Genomic DNA, 18,843 nt, shown 5'->3' with positions numbered 1-18,843 from the left:
AGACTTTAAATCAGTTAAACTATTATAACTTTCAAGTACTGTCCTGATAAGCACTGGATCTTCTTTATGTCTCAATTAGACCTCAATTTAATCGTTCTAATCATTTTATTGGCATGTGGAATATTCAGTCAAAATACAGCTGTCACAATTGCAGTCGCAGTACTTATTGTTTTACGTATCACCCCTTTAAACGAGTATTTTCCATTGCTTCAACAGCATGGTTTAAATATCGGCATTATTATCCTCACCATTGGCGTACTCACGCCAATTGCCAGTGGCACCATTCCGGGTAAAGATATCCTCAAATCATTCTTGAGCTTAAACTCAATTTTAGCTATTGGAATCGGGTTACTGGTGGCATGGTTAGGTGGTCGTGGCGTAACGCTTATGGCGAATCAGCCAAATATTGTCGCTGGACTTCTGATTGGTACTGTAGCAGGTGTGGCTATTTTACGTGGCGTCCCTGTTGGACCTTTAATTGCAGCAGGAATACTTTCCATTATTATTGGCACTTCTTGAAACAGGTTGCTTTCACGACTGAACAGTCATTTCACAAACGCAACAGTCATTATTTGTTGGTTTGATCTTTTAGAACTGCAGTAAAGTATTTTGATTACGGATACTTGCACAGTTTAAATTATGCAAAAAATTAAAATTATTCGTCAGGATCAATACGAACTCGCTGCTACCTTTTTTCCTGCCGAGCATTCAAAGCGTCTTCCCGTCTTGGTGTGCCCTGCCACTGGAATTACTCAAAAGTTTTATCATCGATTTTGCGAATGGCTTAACCAACAAGGCTATGCCGTAATGGTGTTTGATTTTAGTGGTATTGGTGCTTCTCTTTATGGCCCATTGAAGCAATCCAAAGCAAGTATTGTGCAATGGGGACAGTTAGATATTCCCGCTGCGATTGATCAACTCTTACAACTCACCCATGCCAAGCAAGTTATTCTTGTCGGTCACAGCGCCGGCGGACAACTCATTGGGATTACCCCCAACCATAATAAAGTTGCAAAAGTCGTTGCAATTGCAGGTTCGACTGGGCATGTAAAAGGGCTCAAAGGTCGTACGAAACTACTTGCCCCTGTGATGTTTAAAGGTATTTTTCCTCTCGCACGTATGATGCTCGGTTACGGCCCTACCCAAGCCATTGGTATGGGGGAAAATCTACCGAAAGATGTTGCACGTGACTGGGCTCAATTTTGTAGTCAACCAGGCTATGTTATTAATGCGATTGGCAAAACGGTTACCCTAGATCAAGATTATCACCAAGAGATACGAATTCCTGTCACGGCCATTTGGGCAAGTGATGATGAGATTGCAACCGAAGCAAATGTTCAGGATTTACTTCGGTTGTATCCTAATGCACCTACCGAAGCGATCGAACTCAAACCCAAAGAGCTTGGCCATAAAGCGATTGGACACATGATGATGTTCAAACAGTCGCATCAAAATATTTGGCCGATGATCGAATCTCAACTGCATATATAAGTCTCCATAAGTAAAAAACCGCATTTAAGGCGGTTTTTTTAAACTTGCTCTATCCCAATATCCCAATGGAGAGCTGGATCACTATCGCATTTACAATATCGATGAAAAATGCACCTGTCAGTGGAATGAGTAAGAATGCTTTGTGTGAAGGACCATAGGTATTGGTTACTGCTTGAATATTGGCAATAGCCGTTGGCGTCGCACCCATACCAAAACCACAATGACCTGCTGATAAAACCGCAGCATCGTAGTTGCTCCCCATCACCTTAAATGTCACAAAAGCAGTGTATAAAATCAATACCAGCATTTGCACAATCAGAATCGTGACTAACGGACCTGCTAAATCCGCTAATAACCACAGTTGTAATGATAACAATGCCATAGATAAATAAAGTGATAAAGATGCATTTCCAAACACGTCAATCGCACGATCAAAGATATTTACTTTGAATACATGTTCAAGCAGATTTCTCAAAATCACACCTGAACCTAGAGCCCAAACAAAGGTTGGAAGCTCAAACCATTTACCCTGACTAAAATCTGTCATTAAGTTTGCCGTGAATATACAAAGTGCAAACATACCAAGGGTCGAAACCGCATTACTTGCAGTAATTAATCGTGTCTTTTTTGGATATTCAAATGGTGCAGATTTTAACTGATCATCCAATTGTGATTCGTTTTGATCATTGTCAATTTTGTCAGCCAATTGATGACGTTTAATTAAAAATTTAGCAACTGGACCACCCACGATACCACCAATAATCAAACCAAAGGTCGCACTTGCCATACCTAATACAATAGCACCTTGAATGCCATGCTGGGTTTCAAGCACTTGCCCCCATGCACCTGCCGTGCCATGACCACCCGTTAAGGTGATTGAACCTACAATTAAACCGATAAGAGGATCTAAGCCTAAAACCGTCGCTAAACTCACCCCAACAATATTTTGAACGATCACAAATCCGATCACACAGAACAAAAATATAAATAGGGCTTTCCCGCCATCTTTTAATTTAACAAAATCTGCACCTAAGCCCACAGAGGTAAAGAACATCAGCATTAAAATGCTTTGAATTTGCGCATCAAATGTGGCACTGATATTAAAGAATTTAAATAAGATGAATGCTGTAATTGCTGCGACCAAACCGCCAATCACAGGTTCAGGTAAATTGTAGTTTTTAAAGAATTGGACGCGGTTGACTAGATAGCGCCCAATAAATAGAAAAAATACGGCAATCACGATGGTGCCAAAGGCATCAACTTCAAAATTCATTGTATTTCCCTAATGTTTTAATTTTAATCAATTTTCACAAAGAATTATGCTTTATTCAGCTATTGAAATGTAATTTTCCAGTGATTAATAGGCAGTACATTTATTTGTACTGCCCTGTTGGTTTATTGCGCCTGTTTTCTTCTTTGTTCTAGAATTGATTCGCGAACTCGATCTGGCTCGACTACACCTAAGTGATGCTGATTGTAATAGCGTTGTTTATCGTATTCAGACATATTTACTGTTTCATCTTTATATTTCCGATAACGTGCGTCTTCTTCTGAATCATAATTTTTAATCTCCACGCTTGAACATGCAATGAGCGATAGACTGATTAAACTTAATGTGAGTAGGCTTTTCATTATATTCATGCTGTGTTCATTTTTTGCTTATTCTATTTATTTCACCTTTATAGATTGTTGCTGTCTGTTTTCTTTATGGTTATGAGCTTGTAAGCTTTTCACAGTAGTCGATTTGAATTTATATTCGATTCAGCATGACGAATCTGTGTGAATGTGTTTTAATGCAGGCAGTATGAGATGAGCCTTATATGAGTATCACGAGAGTGGTACGACTAGCCCCGTTAATTTTTAATTACGGGGCTTTTTCATGGGCTTTCTTTTTCGGTAAATGACGGTTTCGCCGTATTTTTGAAACACCCACTCTTTTGCTTGCTGGTCGGTGATGTTTTCAAAAACGTAGTAGTCATGATCCCATGCTTCTTGATGGAAAATGACCTTCTTCGTATAAGTTTCATTCTTTCCGTTGGTCATACAAACAAAGCTGTCGCCTTGGTCTTTAATTTGTGTTCCGTTTAGGAAGCCACCGATATAGAGGAAACGGGATTGTGAGGACATTATAACTTTAACTTTTTTCAATCATTTTACAATTTGCGGATTAAATAATTTATTGAATGAGGAATAAAGTTCATTTAAGTAATTTTCAATAAAATACATGATATCAAATTTGACTTAATGTAGAGTTAAAAGATAAATAGTATAAACAATTTATATGAATTCTAATTTATTTAAAATTTAATATATTAAGCAATTTTAAAATTCTCCATGTACTCTTTTCCTTTATTTTCTAATTCAAAAATCCTCCCCTCTTTCCCAACATCTCTGATTAAACCTTTTGATTTTAAAGATTTGAGGGCATCTGCATAATTTAGATAATCTCTCAAATTACTTTCTTCCACATATTCTTTTGATCCAATAGTTATACTAGGTCTATATGAAACTTCATCTTTTCCAATATATTTACCTTCATTAGCGTAAAGATATTCAAGAATATTTTTCTCATAAATTGTTAATTCTTTATACTGCTTTATATTCTCATTATGATCTAATTGATTTCTTTCCTGTCTTAACTTATCTATTTCAGCTCTTAAAATTTCCCTGGTATTTTCGTCATTAATTTGTTCAATATCTACATCACGCTTTGCTTGGTCAATTAACTCTTTCTCTTTATTTGCCAACTCTAAAGATCTTTCTTGCTCTAATAGATTTTTTTCGGCCAAATATTTATGCTCTCTTTTTAGATCCTGTGAGTTCAGACGTTCATAAGCAGACCTTGAAATCCACCCAAATAAAACTTTTAACCAAGGCGTTACCAACATTATTGCAACTGCCGTAATGATTGGAAAAACAATTAAACTTAAAAAAGTTGTTTGATCATCAAATAAAAAGATTTTTTCTTGCGCTGTTCCTTTAGCAAAACACAATAAAAATAAGGCACGCCAATTAAATGCTAAAAACGCTAATAAAAAGAATCCCCAATATGGTTCTTTAACGCGTGTATTAATTGCATCAATCAAATCTTTCATTATTATTCTCGTTCTAGATAACTTTACACCCAACTCAACTTAGGAACATCCACAATGCCTAGTGCTTCTTTAGTCGATGATTTTAATTTTGATAAATTTGCATAAATCCAATCAACCAATTGCTCACCTTCCATAATATTTACTTGGTTTAACTCAGCAAATTCTTTCGACTCTTTTGAAAGATATCCTGTTGTTATAACCCATTTGTAAGTTCTGATACCTATTTCTTCTTCATAGGCAATCAATTGGTTTATTGCATGTTTATCTGTTTCCCCCCTATGATGTTTCACTTGAACTAAAATATTTTTTAAAAATGGGTTGTTTTCTGATGTTGCTTCTATATCAATATCCGCTATGCCTTCACCATTCTTTTTATCTAAGATCAATACACTTGAGTAACCTTGTATTTCTAAGAGTTCTTTAATCAATTCCTCTAAACCCCTACCGCCAGCTTTTAAACGTGTATTCCCTTTCCATAAGGCATTCAATAATTCTGTTTTAAATTCATTTTCATATTGATCTATTTTTTCTTGAAAACTACTCTTTATATCAAAATCCCCTAAGTCCTTTAAGTTTTGAATAATATGATCTATCTCTTGGGAAAATCTTGTTAGATCACCTATTGTAGTTCTAAGCTTTAATCTGCTCTCTAAATTTTCTTTTAGCTTAGAGCGTGGAATATAAATTACTTTTCCATCTTTTCTAAAAAACTCTACATCGATTTGATTAGCACCATGTCCTCCTTTAAATAGAGGATCATATTTTTTGGTTCCTATTACTTTAGCAATCGCAATCTTTTTACCTAAAGGAACAATAACAATATCTTCACTCTTTAATTCAAAATAGTTCTTAACTTGATTAGTCATACGACCAATCGAACCATTTTTCTCGATAATTTCTTGAATCACAGTTTTTATATTTGAATGTACTGAAAAGTTTACCTGCTTCCAACCATATCCAATTCTATTCTCTTTTATTAAAGATTCTGGACTTCTTACCATTAAATATTTTTTCATTTTTTAACACACAAAAATAAGGGCTGATTACTCAACCCTTATTTCTAACTCAATATAAATTATTGTTCAATAACTTAGCTTAATTGAGCAGCAGCAATTTTCTTCGTATCAACGTCTTTAGCAGCGTCTGTATAGTCGTTCATTTGATCGAAGTTCAAGTACTTGTAAATATCCGCAGACATGCTGTCGATTTGAGCAGCATACTGTTGGTATTCTTCAGGAGTTGGCAACTTACCAAGTACCGCAGCAACAGATGCAAGCTCAGCAGAAGCCAAGTAAACGTTCGCACCTTGACCTAAACGGTTCGGGAAGTTACGCGTAGAAGTAGAAACTACAGTTGTATTTGGAGCTACACGTGCTTGGTTACCCATACATAATGAACAACCTGGCATTTCTGTACGCGCGCCAGCTTTACCATAAGTATTGTAGAAACCTTCTTCCATTAATTGGCGTTCGTCCATACGAGTTGGAGGAGCTAACCAAAGACGAGTAGATAAAGAACCACCAGGTACTTTGTCTAAAAGTTTACCAGCTGCACGGAAGTGACCGATGTTCGTCATACAAGAACCGATGAATACTTCATCAATTTTGTCGCCTTGAACGTCAGAAAGAAGTTTTGCATCATCTGGATCGTTCGGGCAGCAAAGGATAGGTTCTTTGATGTCAGCAAGGTCGATTTCATACACTTTCGTGTATTCAGCGTCAGCATCAGCTTTAAGAAGTGATGGATTAGCTAACCATTTTTCCATGTTCTCAACACGGCGCGCCATAGTACGAGCATCGCCATAACCTTCAGAAATCATCCACTTCAACATTGTGATGTTTGAACGAAGGTATTCAGCAACTTTCTCTTCAGAAAGTGTGATCGCACAACCAGCAGCAGAACGTTCAGCAGAAGCATCAGATAGTTCGAACGCTTGCTCAACAGTTAAGTCAGTTTCCATTTCTGATAAGTCGATCTCTAAGATACGACCAGAGAAGATGTTTTTCTTACCTTTCTTCTCTACAGTTAAGTCACCTTCTTTAATTGCGTAGTAAGGAATCGCATGTACTAGGTCACGTAAAGTGATACCAGGTTGCATTTTACCTTTGAACTTCACAAGAACTGATTCAGGCATATCAAGTGGCATAACACCAGTTGCTGCAGCGAACGCTACAAGACCAGAACCCGCTGGGAAAGAAATACCGATTGGGAAACGTGTATGTGAGTCACCACCAGTACCAACTGTATCTGGAAGAAGCATACGGTTTAACCAAGAGTGGATAATACCGTCACCTGGACGTAAAGAAACACCACCACGGTTCATGATGAAATCAGGAAGCGTGTGTTGCATTTGAACGTCAACTGGTTTTGGATACGCAGCAGTATGACAGAAAGATTGCATTACGAGGTCAGCAGAGAAACCTAAGCAAGCTAAGTCTTTCAATTCGTCACGCGTCATTGGACCTGTTGTATCTTGAGAACCAACAGTTGTCATCTTAGGTTCGCAGTAAGTACCTGGAAGTACACCTTGACCTTCTGGAAGACCACAAGCACGACCAACCATCTTCTGAGCAAGCGTGAAGCCTTTGCCAGTTGCAGCTGGTTGAACTGGAGTACGGAACAAGTCAGAAGCAGGAAGACCCAATTCTTCACGTGCTTTAGTAGTCAAGCCACGACCAATGATCAAGTTAATACGACCACCCGCACGTACTTCGTCTAGAAGTACTGGAGTTTTTAACTCAGCTTCAGCAATTTGAGCGCCATCTTTGAACGCTGTAACTTTTGCAGTCGCTTTGTCAATCTTTAACGTGATTTCGTCGCCCATGTTCATGTTAGCAACGTCGATTTCAACTGGTAACGCACCAGCGTCTTCCATAGTGTTGAAGAAAATCGGAGCAATCTTAGAACCTAAGCAGTAACCGCCTTCTTTCTTGTTCGGAATGTGAGCGATTTCGTCACCAAAGAACCAAAGTACAGAGTTAGTTGCAGATTTACGAGAAGAACCTGTACCAACAACGTCACCCACGTAAGCAACTTGGTTGCCTTTCGCGATTAACTCTTTGATTTGGCTTAATGGACCAACTTCACCAGGAACTTCTGGGTTAATACCATCACGTACGTTTTTAAGCATTGCATTCGCGTGTAACGGAATGTCTGGACGGCTCCAAGCGTCTTGAGCAGGTGACAAGTCGTCAGTGTTAGTTTCGCCAGTAACTTTGAAAACTGTAAGTTTGATTTCTTCTGGAACGTCTTTACGGCTAGTGAACCATTCAGCGTCAGCCCAAGATTGAAGAACAGCTTTCGCGTTTTCGTTACCTGCTTTTGCTTTATCAGCAACGTCATGGAACGCATCGAAAACAAGAAGTGTTTTCTTAAGCGCTTCAGCAGCTAAAGCACCAAGCGCTGCGTCTTCTAATAATTCAACTAAAGGAGCAACGTTGTAACCACCAAGCATAGTACCTAGTAAGTAAACCGCACGCTCTTTAGAAACTAATGGAGAAGTCGCTTCACCTTTCGCCAAAGCAGCCAAGAAAGCAGCTTTTACGTAAGCAGCTTGGTCAACACCTGCTGGAACACGGTTTTCAAGCAAATCAACTAAGAATGCTTCTTCGCCAGCTGGTGGATTTTTTAATAATTCAACTAATGCAGCTGTTTGAGCGTCATCAAGTGGCTTCGGTGGGACTCCGAGTGCGGCACGTTCTTCAACGTGTTGGCGGTAAGCTTCTAGCACGGTGTTATTCCTCTTCTTTAAAAAATTACTTGCAATATCCTGCTTATAAAGCCTGCAAATAATATGGACTGCTAAATTTTACTAAAATTCCGGTTAAAAGTTAATGCAAGAAGAGTGTTTCTTTGTGATGACCATTATTTTCTTACTAAATGATCTCTCTTCTGATTACTCATTGCTCAATATGTTGTTTTATCGAACAATTCTGACATTAACATGAAGCTTTTACGGATCTGAAATAAATAAAAGGCAACAAGATGTTGCCTTTTAAATTCTTTTTTGACTATTCAACCTTAGTGGACAGTCGTGCGATCTAAATATTGTTGCAGACTTTCTCGTGTTCCTTCGAATTTGACCAGAATTTCATCATCATGTAGCATGCGGTGTTCGGCACAGGCAAAACTAATGTGTACCTGATAAATTTTGGCATGTTCATTGATCATATTTTTAAGATAGACTCGATCCCCTACACTTAGGACGTAATGGCTGCCATTAATTACAGCAACACCATTGGCATCTTCAAGCAGAAGATCGGCATTATTCAGGTATGCGACCACTTCCATTGTTTCGCTCCTTTTGTTTTATTTATCTTATTTTTATATAAGCTTTTCTATTTTAATGCTAATCAAAATTTGTAATTAATTTCGACAAAAAAAGGGAAACTTACGCTTCCCTCTTATTTATGGTCAATCTTATCGAAGCACCTTAAAACTGTTTATAGTCAGGCAGATTATCTTTATCGTAAGGAGTGGCTAAACACTCATCCGTTGCTTCTTTTTTGAATTTAGCCATTAATGCATCACGATCCACTTCTAATTGATTCGCAGGATAAGCATAAACCTTCTCAATTTGAGCATCTACAAATTTCTTCGTCGTCGGATCGGTCAGTTTAGAAGCATGTTCGACCGCCGCAGTTTTCTCGATACCATTTTGACGGTCTAGCAAAATAGAGCGTGCAGCATTACCAATACTGGTACAGTAACCATGCCAGACTTCTTCAGGGGTTAGTGGCTTTTTTTCTTCACAAGCACTGAGCAAAACGGCTGAACCAAGTACAGCACCCAGAATCACGAATTTGTTCATACATCTCTCCTGTTGCGGCTATGATAATCGAGTTAAACCGAATAGGAAATCGTGTAATGACATTTCTCGTTCATTAGCCACAGTTTGAGCGAATAATTTTATTCTGATCATCCACGGTTACTGTAATACGATCATTTCGATAGTCCATAGTAACCAGATCATTTGGTCCGACACGGCGAATAATTTTGGCTTTGGTTTTATTCAAAATCTGTTGATCATCAAGATTATGCATGCCGACTAATTTTTTCGCTTCTTCAGGTTTGCAAATATTTTGATGATGTCTAAATAACTCCCATTCTTCTACCACAACGCCATCTGGCAACTGGCAATAACCCACTTGACCATTTGCCTCATCGCGTATTTCTAATTTTCCACCTTGTTGAACACAAAATTTGCTTGCAGGATTAGCCATTCCAATTTTTGGAGTAAGTTGCTCAGTTTGAGTGGTTTGACAGCCCGCCATGAGTGTTGCCGCTATCATCGCGATGAATATTGCAATTGTTTTCATTTTTTAATTCTTTCTTGTCCGATAAATTTTAAGTCTAGCATTTTAACAATAGGGCTTAAATTTAATTTCGGTTTATACATTGAATTAAAAAGGGCTTCGATTGAAGCCCTTTTACCTTTTAGAATCGCCAATTGTAGAAAATATCAATGGCTTTTTCTAAAGACTGACTTGCTTCCAGATAGAGTCTTTGGTTCATCTGATATCGTAGCGTTAATTTATTGACTGGCGTAAAGACACCAACACCATAACGGATATATAAATCAGGGGTTAGATAACCTGTCACACTCACTTGAGTGTCATCGCCTGTTCCTTGCGCATCAAGAGCAAGACCACTCAACCCAAATGTCTGTCCAATTTGATTGGTTAAAGCACGTGTACCACCAAGCCCTAAGCTAATCCCCGCTGCAGCAATGGTATTGTTCACATCTGACTTAAAGCCTTCTGCTTGACTCAAGCTACTAGAACCCTCATTGATTCGACCTGTAATCAAGGCATTCATCGCCTCTTGTTCAGACAACCCGGCATCATTAAAGACTTGGATATTTGGACTGCTTGCAGTTCCAGTAACACGCACACCAACTGTACTGCCTGAAATGAGTTTACTTGCTTCAACCTCAAGGGTTGGGTTAGACAATGCACCATTGAAACGCGCAATTGCACGACTTAGTTCTAAAGACTGCCCATAAGCTTCAATAGTAACGCGCTTACTTACACCAATCGCACCATTGGCACGCATGGCAGTTTCTAAACCGCGTTGCGTTAAGTAAATTCGCCCAAGCAATGGAATACGACTATTAAAGCCTTGGAAAATCACTTGGTTTCCTAAATTTAATTCTAAGTCAGCGCGGATATCCCATGGCTTTGCGGCCTTAAGTACCGCGAGTTGATTATCACCTTCACGTACCACTCGAACATCGGCGGATAAAGGCACTACGGATGCGCTCGATTCTGGCATTGAAATCAGCGCACGCGGAACTTCAACTTTACCATTCAAAGTTAACTGCTTACTGACAGGACGTGCATCTAAATCCATTTCAGTGTTCACAACAGCTGTGATTAATGGTGCTTGGCGAATAAATAAATTATCACCTTTGAGTTTTAAACGAATTCTAGGATCATTTTTCCAATCGATATCACCCGTTAATTTACCGACACCTCGACCGCTGTTGAAAGCGCCATCGATCGTCGCTTGGTTTTGACGAATAGATGAATACAGCTGAATATTCGTGAGATTAACAGGTAACGAAATCATGCTGATGGAACCATTTTTAAGGCGCATTTCGCCGTTAAATAACGGTTGAGTCAATGTCCCACTGATTTTACCCGCAAGGGATAAATTACCATCAATTTTACGCACATCCGAAATGAATGGTTTTAAAATTTTCAGTTGCACTTGACTCAGAGCAACTTCACCACGCATTGGTTTCGAATCAACAAATGGATTCACCACAACATTTGCATATCCAGTCCCAATATTCGGAGCTTTCAAATCAGCACGAAGTAATAATCCTTCACGAATACTTCGTGCAATAAGACTTACTTCATCGTAGTTCATTGTGGTGCTAATATCATCAGGATCGGCAGCTGCTAGACCGACAACACCATTACGCGTAACAAGTTTGGCATCGATTTTTGGTTGAATGCCTTGCCCCCAAAATGCTTTAGCATAACCATCCAATTTACCCGTAATTGCGAAACCTTCAGGCATAAATGCGGCAAAGTCACCAAGATCTAAATTCCTACTCACAAATGAGGCGCTACCTTTGGTCTTACTCACACGTAAGGGCTGATCAAAGCAAAGCTGGCTTTGATTACTGGTCCAGCAATGAGCACCCACAAATAATTCTGTTTTCGCAGTATTATAAATCACAGGGGCAGATTGGGCCTGTTTCAAATGCGCGCGTGCAGAGTCAAAGTCACCTTTTTGAATTTGACCTAACCAATCATTCGCAGGATTAAATCCACCTGCCAGTTGTACATAAAATTTAGACAGCTTGTTCGCGGCTTGGACTTTCAATAAATGTGCTTTTCGCGTGCCAGCAATCGAGACTTCAGCGTTTTGAATCTCACGATTGCCACTTCTTAAACTGTCCATTCTTGCAGTTAATGCAGTAGGCACTGTGTCTGAAGTTGGTAATTCCCCTTGGATGTTGAGTGATTTGATACTGACAAGATCATTGAAACCAAAGTTATTCACCCTCACATTCGCAGTTGCAGACAATCTCGGTTGAGACTGCACGTTAACAAAACCTTGCGCACGACCACGTAAACCAGGATAAAGCTCAAATAATGCAGGCGCGTCAATCTTAACGCGAAGATTCTGAGCATTCCCTTCGGCTTGAATCTGATTCTGCGCATACACAAAATACAAATTATTGGCTTCAAACTGTTGTGGTAGGAAACCTGTCTGATTCGAATTAAGAATAACAGCAAGATTACCTTTTGCTCTCAGCGGTTTTTTATTGATCATGCCAGCGAGATTGAGTCGATCAATATTAATTTTTTTCAAACGATCTGACCAAACACCATCCGTTTTGACATTACCTGAAATTTCCCCTTTAACACTTGAAACAAAATAATGAGGCTTAAAACGTATTAAAGAAGCATTAATGTCCCATCCGATTCCATTGGCTAAATTGACTAAACCATTGGCATTGATCTGACCCGCAGCACCCTGATGTTTAAATTCGGAAATATTGATGCGCTGAGGTGAGCCTGCTACACGTATTTTAAGCTGACCATCCCCTTGTGGCAGTTGGCTTGCATGTAATGCACCATCATAATTTACTGCGAAGCCTTTAAAGCCACCACCCGACTTTTCATCATGTAGAAGAATGGCTGCTGTACTTGAGCCAGTCAGCTTAATTGTTTCCGGTGGATTTTGATTGGCAAGTTGACCTGAAAGATTGATCTGATTTAACTGAATAATTTGCTGGTTAGGTCGAGCAAAGCCACTCGCTTGAATTTGTCCATTTAATAAATTTACAGGAGCAGCAGAACTGATGGTTTGCGGATTAAAGTCTTTTGCATTAAGCACCGCATTCCACTTCAACTGTCTTTGATCAGATGGTAATTCAACCTTGGCATTTGCTTGTAAAGATCCTTTTCCATCTGCTTGATAGATAAATGAAGGAACATGAAGATCATTACCTTTAAGGTCTAATTGGGCATTGTATTTGCCAGCAGGTAAAGTTCCTTTTTCATTTGCACCAACTACGGTTGCCACATGAATATTTTGTTGACCTTCAACTAAAGCAAGTTTTACATCCCCAGATTCACTACTTAACCAACCAATGTACGGAACAGCACGATCAATATTTTTCCAAGCGACATCTAGCAACATCGGATTCGGTTTATTATTTTTTTGTTCAGCTTGATTAAGATTTAAATTCCATGTTTCATATTGGTCAAAATCAATAAGTGCTGTGAGAGCTAATCCCTTCTCTAACGACCCAGCTGAGGCGATTTTGGCATCCAAACGTTCTGGCAGAAAATCTTGCACCACTTGTGGAATCACTTTATCTTTTGGATTGATTTTATCTAAGCGACCTTGCACATCCCAAGTGACTTTATCCTTCCACCCAACGACACCCGCAAGATTCAGCGCCCCGTTCATCAATTGACCATTCAGGTTTGAAATATTCAATTGATTGACGAGATCTGTATGCGCCAGCGCAGTATATTGTCCTTGAGGAATATTTTTACCAGAAATATCGGTATTAATATCCAAATTCAAACGTTGGATATCTCCAGAAAACTTAGCGACTCCTTGTTTAGATAAGAGCTCCTGCTCTAGCATTAAAGGCCAGTGATAATCTTTAAAGTTTAAAGCACCTTGCATCGGTACATTTTTTCGAACTGGATGTACCACTGCCCAACCTGTTAATAAATCAGGGGTACGCGTGGCAATGCCCGCTTGAATGGTATCTAAAGAGCCTTTTGCATGGAGATAAATATCCTCAACGTTGATCGACTTTAAAGATGGGAGTCTTACAACTGCTTGCGCATCTAACGGATATTTACCTTTAAAATCCATCTGACCTGTTGCTTTTTTTACAGACAAATAACCCATATCAAACTGCGAATCTTCAAACTTAAGCTCAGTACCGGACCATAGTGCTTCGTTTAGGATAATGTCATTAAATTGCACTTTAGAACTTGAAGTCTGAATGACCAATTGATCGATATCGGCATGATCAACACGTAAAACAAAAGGGAGTTTAATTTCACTAAACTTAAATGGCTCATCACTCGGCGGTGACTTGTTAATGACACGCAAATTTCGGACATCAGCACGATTCAAATGAATTTCTTTATCTAATATGGCACGCCAACCCAAAGTGACATCAGCTCTATCAATTTTCACATCAACTGATTTCAGCGTTACCAATACATTTTTTAGAATAATGCCTTGAAGTAAATTTCCACCTTCATATTCATACTGAATAATCTGTTGAGTGGACAAAGCACGGTCAAGTAAGAATTTACTGCCTTTGTCTGTTGAAAACATTACGGCAAGCGAAGCCACAAAAAAGATCAGAATAAATAAAATGATCAGCAATACACGGCGTAATAAACTTCGCTGTGGCGTCACGTTTTGATCAGGTTGTTGCTCAGGTTGCTGCTCGATGTCTTCAGCCATACTTATTCCAAAAAATGATTGAGTACTTTTATTATCTTAAATATTAAAGTTGCGGCCCGATAAAGAAATGTAGACGAATCGGTTTACCAGGATCAGATATCCCCGATGCCACATCTAGACGAATTGGACCAATTGGAGAGTTCCAGCGGATTCCTGCTCCTATGCTATATTCAGTATCATTGGTAAATTTTTCATCATAAGCATTACCAAAATCACTAAATAACGCTGCGCGCCAACCTTCTTTAAATTGGTAATTGTACTCTAAAGTCCCAATCGCACGCGCTTGACCTCCGACTTTATATCCAAATTCCACAGGGGACAAACTCTTATAGTCAAATCCTCGTAGACTTTGGTCACCCCCTTCAAAGAATCTCAAGTTATAGGGCACTTTTTGAAAATCTTCAGTGATGATATAACCGAGGTTTGCCCCACCAATGAATTGATGATCATTGTTACTGCCTAATGAATATAAAAATTTCCAGTTCGCATTTACAATCGCCATATCAGCATCGGATAGCAGGCTTTCACTCCCCAATTGGATTTTGTAGTTTTGTTTAAATCCTTTTGTCGGATTTAATCGATTATCACTGGTGACTTTAGTGGCTTCATAACCAATTAATAAAGATTGCTGCTCATCATTACCCGTTGCAACGACAAACTCTGGGATTTCATCCCAATTGGTATCTGGGTCAAGTGTCTCAGGAATATCACCTTCAATCGTCATACGATCTAGACGATAACGCACACCAAAAATATGCTGCCAATCACGACGCGCACCTTTAATAATTCTGTCAGCTCCGGCAACGGCGGATTCCACGATGAGATTTAATCCATTCCCAATTTCATCACGATCTTCACGCTCGTAACCACCAACTAGACTGACATAATCATTTAATGGGTGTTTATATGGAATATTATAACGACCATCAATTGATTGTCTGACTTGTGACAACTCTAAGTTTGCATCAAACGAATGACCACGATCATTCACAATAGAACGGCGGTACTGACTTCGTAAGCGCACACCTGTATCAGTACCATAACCAATACCCGCTTCAACACTATTTAATTTATCCGCATTCAATGTCACGATGACAGGGATTTTTTTCTCTTCACGTGCTAAGGCTTGTAAACGCTCGGTTTCTTCCTGCTTGGCTTGCGCTTGATTATCAGCATCATTACGCTCTTGCAAAGTACGACGTTCATTTCCACCCGCAAATTGAGTTTCATCTGCCACATTCTGCGTGACTTCTTCTGATGAACTTGCCTGTTGTTCAGCCTTTTCTTGACCTGTTAATAAACTTCGATCAATTTTTTGCTCATCCACTAAAGCCTGCAAATCAGGTGCGAGTTCAAGCGGCTTAATAATTGGATCAGGTTTAACAGCGTCAACAAGGCTATAGTTAAAATAACGTGAATTGGTTAAGTTGTTGGCTAATACATTTACACGCCATGCGGTAAAGTCTGCACCTTCTTGCCAAGGAGCTAATGTTCTTAAAATATCTTCACGAATCGGTAATTTTTTTGATGGATCACTCATTCTAAACTGCACATCATCCAGCTTATAACGTTCACCTGTTTCCATCTTCAAATTTATATCTGCTTGATTTTGAGGGCGGGCCAACATGACATCGTGCATTCGCCAATAATAATCAAAGAAACCGTTGTTATTCGCCGCTTCAATGATTCGAGCTTTTGTCGCTTCGTATTTACCATGATCGAAAATATCACCCACCTCCAAATCAGGAAGCACTCGAATCACTTGCAATTGAGCAAGATTCTGCCCAGGCCCAGTAAATTCAATATTTTGTTCTCGCACCACTACTGGATTATGAGGTGTGACATTGACACGCACTCGGTTATCACTGACTTTTTCAAACTTAAATTCAGCATCGTAATAACCTACGGCTTGTGCAGCTTGGACAGTCATATTACGGAGTTGCGGGACGGCAGCATTGAAATCTGAAAATGACTCAACAGTGAATGATGATAACTTTGCTTTGATATTGTCCGCGAGTGGTTTAGGTGCGCCCGTAACATCTGCGGTAATACGTGGCACAGCAGCGGGCTGATTAAGACGTGGAGGACGTATTTTGTAGAAAATGCGTTTAAACACATTTACTTTTTCTGGTTCTTTATTTTCAGGTTCTTGGGTTTGAACGGATAATGAACGTCCTTCCACATTTTCAGACACCTCAATCTGACGATCAGACTGAATATTTTGCATCAACTGATCAATGTTGACTGGCGCTTTTGTTAACTCAGCTTCTGAAATGTCATTCGCAGGTAGATCTTGTACTTGAATGGCTGGAGTCGTCAATCCCGATCTGAAATTTTGCGCTTCCTGCTTGGCTTCTTCAGCGACTGATAAAATTTCATTGGCAAGTCGAGGGTCCACACTCTCCTCAGGCAGCAACTCCAAATCATCAAATTCTATCGGCTTGAATTGCTCTTGTGGACTCAATTGCTCTTGCTGCTGAAGCATTTCATAACTATTAAAATCATCTTGCCCACTCAACTGATCTATTTTTTGATCAATACTTTCAATTTTCTCTTTTGATAATCCCTGTTGTTGCGCAACGTTTTCAATTTTTTGTTTATTATTTTCGATGGCTTGTACGGATGTCGCAGGCTCAAGCTCCTGACTTGAAATCACTGTGTCGGCTGCAAATAATACAGGTGAAGAAAGCGCACCTAAAAAAACACTTGCATATAACCATTTATTGATATCATTTGATATCCATGTGTGCTGTACACATTGGGAAAGTAATGATTTTTTAAATTGTGTTTTCGATGGCATACTGCGCTCTGAATACTTTATATTTTAAATAGAAAATACAGATTTTTCACTCAAGCTAACTGAATCAAATTTCTAGTATTTTCAAAATTTTTAGGATGAAAATATGATACATGATTTTCCGATATTGTTACTAAATCATCACATTTCTTAATAATTTTTAAAAAAGCTGAATTGTCATGCAAAAACAAGAGCATCTACTGAGTTCGCGCCGTTTTTTACCTATGTTTTTGACTCAATTTTTTGGGGCCTTAAACGATAATGTCTTTAAACAATCCTTATTGCTCGTCATTACCTATGGTTGGATTCAACAACAGACCGCAAGCGTAAGCACACTGAATAATCTAGCTGCACTTCTCTTTATTCTACCTTACTTCATTTTTTCAGCGACTGCAGGACAAATTGCAGACAAATACGAACGCTCTTTCTTGATTCGTAATATCAAATTGCTTGAAATCTTGATTATGCTGATTGGTACTGCTGGATTTTTACTCGGCAATTTATGGCTATTGTTATTAGCATTGTTCCTCATGGGTACACACAGTACCTTCTTCGGACCGATTAAATACGCCATTCTCCCTGAAATATTAAAACCGAATGAATTGATGTCGGGTAATGCTTTATTCCAGTCAGGTACTTCCATTGCAATATTGATGGGGATGATCTTGGGTGGTGTAGTGATTTCAAACTCTGAAGGTAACTTAGTTTGGATCAGCCTGACGGTCGTGACCATCGCGATACTTGGTTATAGTTGTAGTCGCTTCATTCTCAAACAAAAAGTCCGTGAAAATCATATCAATGTCGATTGGAATTTCTTTCGAACCAGTTTTCAAACCATACGTTATGCAAAAAGCTTACCCCTCATCTTTACCATTTTATTAGGTAATTCTTGGTATTGGTTTTATGGCGCGACATATTTAACTCAAATACCTCAAATGACTCAGCAAAATCTTCATGCCAACGAAAATGTGGTTAGCCTCCTCCTTACCTTTTTTTCTGTGGGTATTGGTGTAGGTTCATTGCTATGCCGAAAAATTGGTGGCTCAGAGGTCAATATTAAAATGGTGCCTATTGGTGCAGTAGGCTTAACCGTTTTCGCCTTCTATTTAGCAGGAAGTTTAGCCTTTGTTCCTGAAAGGACTGGAGATTTTATTGGCATATCAGACATGTTTAATTCTGGTATGATTTATTATCATGTGATGATTGCAGTTACTTTATTAGGGATCAGTGGTGGTTTTTATATTGTTCCGCTGTATGCCATGATGCAAGCCTATTCACCGTGTTCACATCGTGCTCGCGTAGTGGCTGCTAATAACATTATGAATGCAGTATTCATGGTGTCTTCTGCTATATTCTCCATTATTATTTTAAGTATCTTAAGTATTGATATTAAGATTCTATTCGGTATTACAGCAATATTGAGTGCTCTGTACACGATTTGGTTATTAACACGCTTAAAACCAATGTTAAAAAATGCTCAAATTGATTTAGAGGATTAAG

14 protein-coding genes are annotated in these 18,843 nt (G+C 38.9%); 3 read left to right on the top strand and 11 right to left on the bottom strand.

The genetic code is table 11. From position 1 onward, the window contains the following. The first annotated feature begins 66 nt into the window (after positions 1-66). Positions 67-519 carry a DUF441 domain-containing protein gene (locus tag AC1M9H_RS00715; protein WP_481612515.1) on the top strand — a complete coding sequence of 151 codons (453 nt, stop codon included), beginning with the start codon at positions 67-69 and terminating at the stop codon, positions 517-519. 120 nt (positions 520-639) lie between these two features. Beyond that, positions 640-1,491: an alpha/beta hydrolase family protein gene (locus AC1M9H_RS00710; protein WP_481591168.1), complete on the top strand. Its 852-nt coding sequence runs from the start codon at positions 640-642 to the stop codon at positions 1,489-1,491. Positions 1,492-1,540: 49 nt separating this feature from the next. Here the strand turns inward: AC1M9H_RS00710 and gltS are convergent, their stop codons facing one another. The 11 genes from gltS to AC1M9H_RS00655 all read right to left on the bottom strand — a co-directional run bounded on the left by gltS (position 1,541) and on the right by AC1M9H_RS00655 (position 17,346). Next, on the bottom strand, positions 1,541-2,764 hold the full coding sequence (gene gltS, locus AC1M9H_RS00705) for a sodium/glutamate symporter (RefSeq protein WP_035264641.1): 1,224 nt from the start codon (positions 2,762-2,764) through the stop codon (positions 1,541-1,543). A gap of 122 nt (positions 2,765-2,886) precedes the next feature. Beyond that, complete coding sequence (locus tag AC1M9H_RS00700) at positions 2,887-3,132, bottom strand: hypothetical protein (protein ID WP_481612514.1); 246 nt, start codon at positions 3,130-3,132, stop codon at positions 2,887-2,889. A gap of 219 nt (positions 3,133-3,351) precedes the next feature. Next, complete coding sequence (locus tag AC1M9H_RS00695) at positions 3,352-3,618, bottom strand: hypothetical protein (protein WP_481612513.1); 267 nt, start codon at positions 3,616-3,618, stop codon at positions 3,352-3,354. Between the two features lie 185 nt (positions 3,619-3,803). After that, positions 3,804-4,586, bottom strand: a complete 783-nt coding sequence (locus AC1M9H_RS00690) for a hypothetical protein (protein WP_035267104.1) — start codon at positions 4,584-4,586, stop codon at positions 3,804-3,806. A gap of 23 nt (positions 4,587-4,609) precedes the next feature. Then, positions 4,610-5,602 carry a restriction endonuclease gene (locus tag AC1M9H_RS00685; RefSeq protein ID WP_035267103.1) on the bottom strand — a complete coding sequence of 331 codons (993 nt, stop codon included), beginning with the start codon at positions 5,600-5,602 and terminating at the stop codon, positions 4,610-4,612. Positions 5,603-5,676: 74 nt separating this feature from the next. After that, complete coding sequence (locus AC1M9H_RS00680; protein ID WP_481595459.1) at positions 5,677-8,316, bottom strand: bifunctional aconitate hydratase 2/2-methylisocitrate dehydratase; 2,640 nt, start codon at positions 8,314-8,316, stop codon at positions 5,677-5,679. A gap of 290 nt (positions 8,317-8,606) precedes the next feature. Continuing rightward, positions 8,607-8,876 carry a hypothetical protein gene (locus AC1M9H_RS00675; protein ID WP_481612512.1) on the bottom strand — a complete coding sequence of 90 codons (270 nt, stop codon included), beginning with the start codon at positions 8,874-8,876 and terminating at the stop codon, positions 8,607-8,609. Between the two features lie 142 nt (positions 8,877-9,018). Then, positions 9,019-9,396: a hypothetical protein gene (locus AC1M9H_RS00670; RefSeq protein ID WP_035267099.1), complete on the bottom strand. Its 378-nt coding sequence runs from the start codon at positions 9,394-9,396 to the stop codon at positions 9,019-9,021. A gap of 73 nt (positions 9,397-9,469) precedes the next feature. Beyond that, a complete protein-coding gene (locus AC1M9H_RS00665; RefSeq protein WP_481612511.1) occupies positions 9,470-9,904 on the bottom strand; it encodes an I78 family peptidase inhibitor in 435 nt (144 codons plus the stop codon). 118 nt (positions 9,905-10,022) lie between these two features. After that, on the bottom strand, positions 10,023-14,546 hold the full coding sequence (locus AC1M9H_RS00660; RefSeq protein ID WP_481612510.1) for a translocation/assembly module TamB domain-containing protein: 4,524 nt from the start codon (positions 14,544-14,546) through the stop codon (positions 10,023-10,025). Positions 14,547-14,589: 43 nt separating this feature from the next. Next, on the bottom strand, positions 14,590-17,346 hold the full coding sequence (locus AC1M9H_RS00655; RefSeq protein WP_481612509.1) for an autotransporter assembly complex protein TamA: 2,757 nt from the start codon (positions 17,344-17,346) through the stop codon (positions 14,590-14,592). A gap of 176 nt (positions 17,347-17,522) precedes the next feature. Between AC1M9H_RS00655 and AC1M9H_RS00650 the strand changes: the two genes are divergently transcribed. Then, complete coding sequence (locus tag AC1M9H_RS00650) at positions 17,523-18,842, top strand: MFS transporter (protein ID WP_481606992.1); 1,320 nt, start codon at positions 17,523-17,525, stop codon at positions 18,840-18,842. Position 18,843: the final 1 nt, after the last annotated feature.

The sequence above is a fragment of the Acinetobacter sp. ANC_7512 genome, assembly GCF_056779935.1.
The sequence above is the reverse complement of the archived record's forward strand: the minus strand, read 5'-3'. Positions and strand labels throughout refer to the sequence as shown.

Coding starts and splice junctions, on each gene's coding strand:
- AC1M9H_RS00715 (WP_481612515.1), top strand. CDS start 67: ATGTCTCAATTAGACCTCAATTTAATCGTTCTAATCATTTTATTGGCA.
- AC1M9H_RS00690 (WP_035267104.1), bottom strand. CDS start 4,586: ATGAAAGATTTGATTGATGCAATTAATACACGCGTTAAAGAACCATAT.
- AC1M9H_RS00660 (WP_481612510.1), bottom strand. CDS start 14,546: ATGGCTGAAGACATCGAGCAGCAACCTGAGCAACAACCTGATCAAAAC.
- gltS (WP_035264641.1), bottom strand. CDS start 2,764: ATGAATTTTGAAGTTGATGCCTTTGGCACCATCGTGATTGCCGTATTT.
- AC1M9H_RS00700 (WP_481612514.1), bottom strand. CDS start 3,132: ATGAATATAATGAAAAGCCTACTCACATTAAGTTTAATCAGTCTATCG.
- AC1M9H_RS00695 (WP_481612513.1), bottom strand. CDS start 3,618: ATGTCCTCACAATCCCGTTTCCTCTATATCGGTGGCTTCCTAAACGGA.
- AC1M9H_RS00650 (WP_481606992.1), top strand. CDS start 17,523: ATGCAAAAACAAGAGCATCTACTGAGTTCGCGCCGTTTTTTACCTATG.
- AC1M9H_RS00665 (WP_481612511.1), bottom strand. CDS start 9,904: ATGAAAACAATTGCAATATTCATCGCGATGATAGCGGCAACACTCATG.
- AC1M9H_RS00655 (WP_481612509.1), bottom strand. CDS start 17,346: ATGCCATCGAAAACACAATTTAAAAAATCATTACTTTCCCAATGTGTA.
- AC1M9H_RS00685 (WP_035267103.1), bottom strand. CDS start 5,602: ATGAAAAAATATTTAATGGTAAGAAGTCCAGAATCTTTAATAAAAGAG.
- AC1M9H_RS00675 (WP_481612512.1), bottom strand. CDS start 8,876: ATGGAAGTGGTCGCATACCTGAATAATGCCGATCTTCTGCTTGAAGAT.
- AC1M9H_RS00710 (WP_481591168.1), top strand. CDS start 640: ATGCAAAAAATTAAAATTATTCGTCAGGATCAATACGAACTCGCTGCT.
- AC1M9H_RS00670 (WP_035267099.1), bottom strand. CDS start 9,396: ATGAACAAATTCGTGATTCTGGGTGCTGTACTTGGTTCAGCCGTTTTG.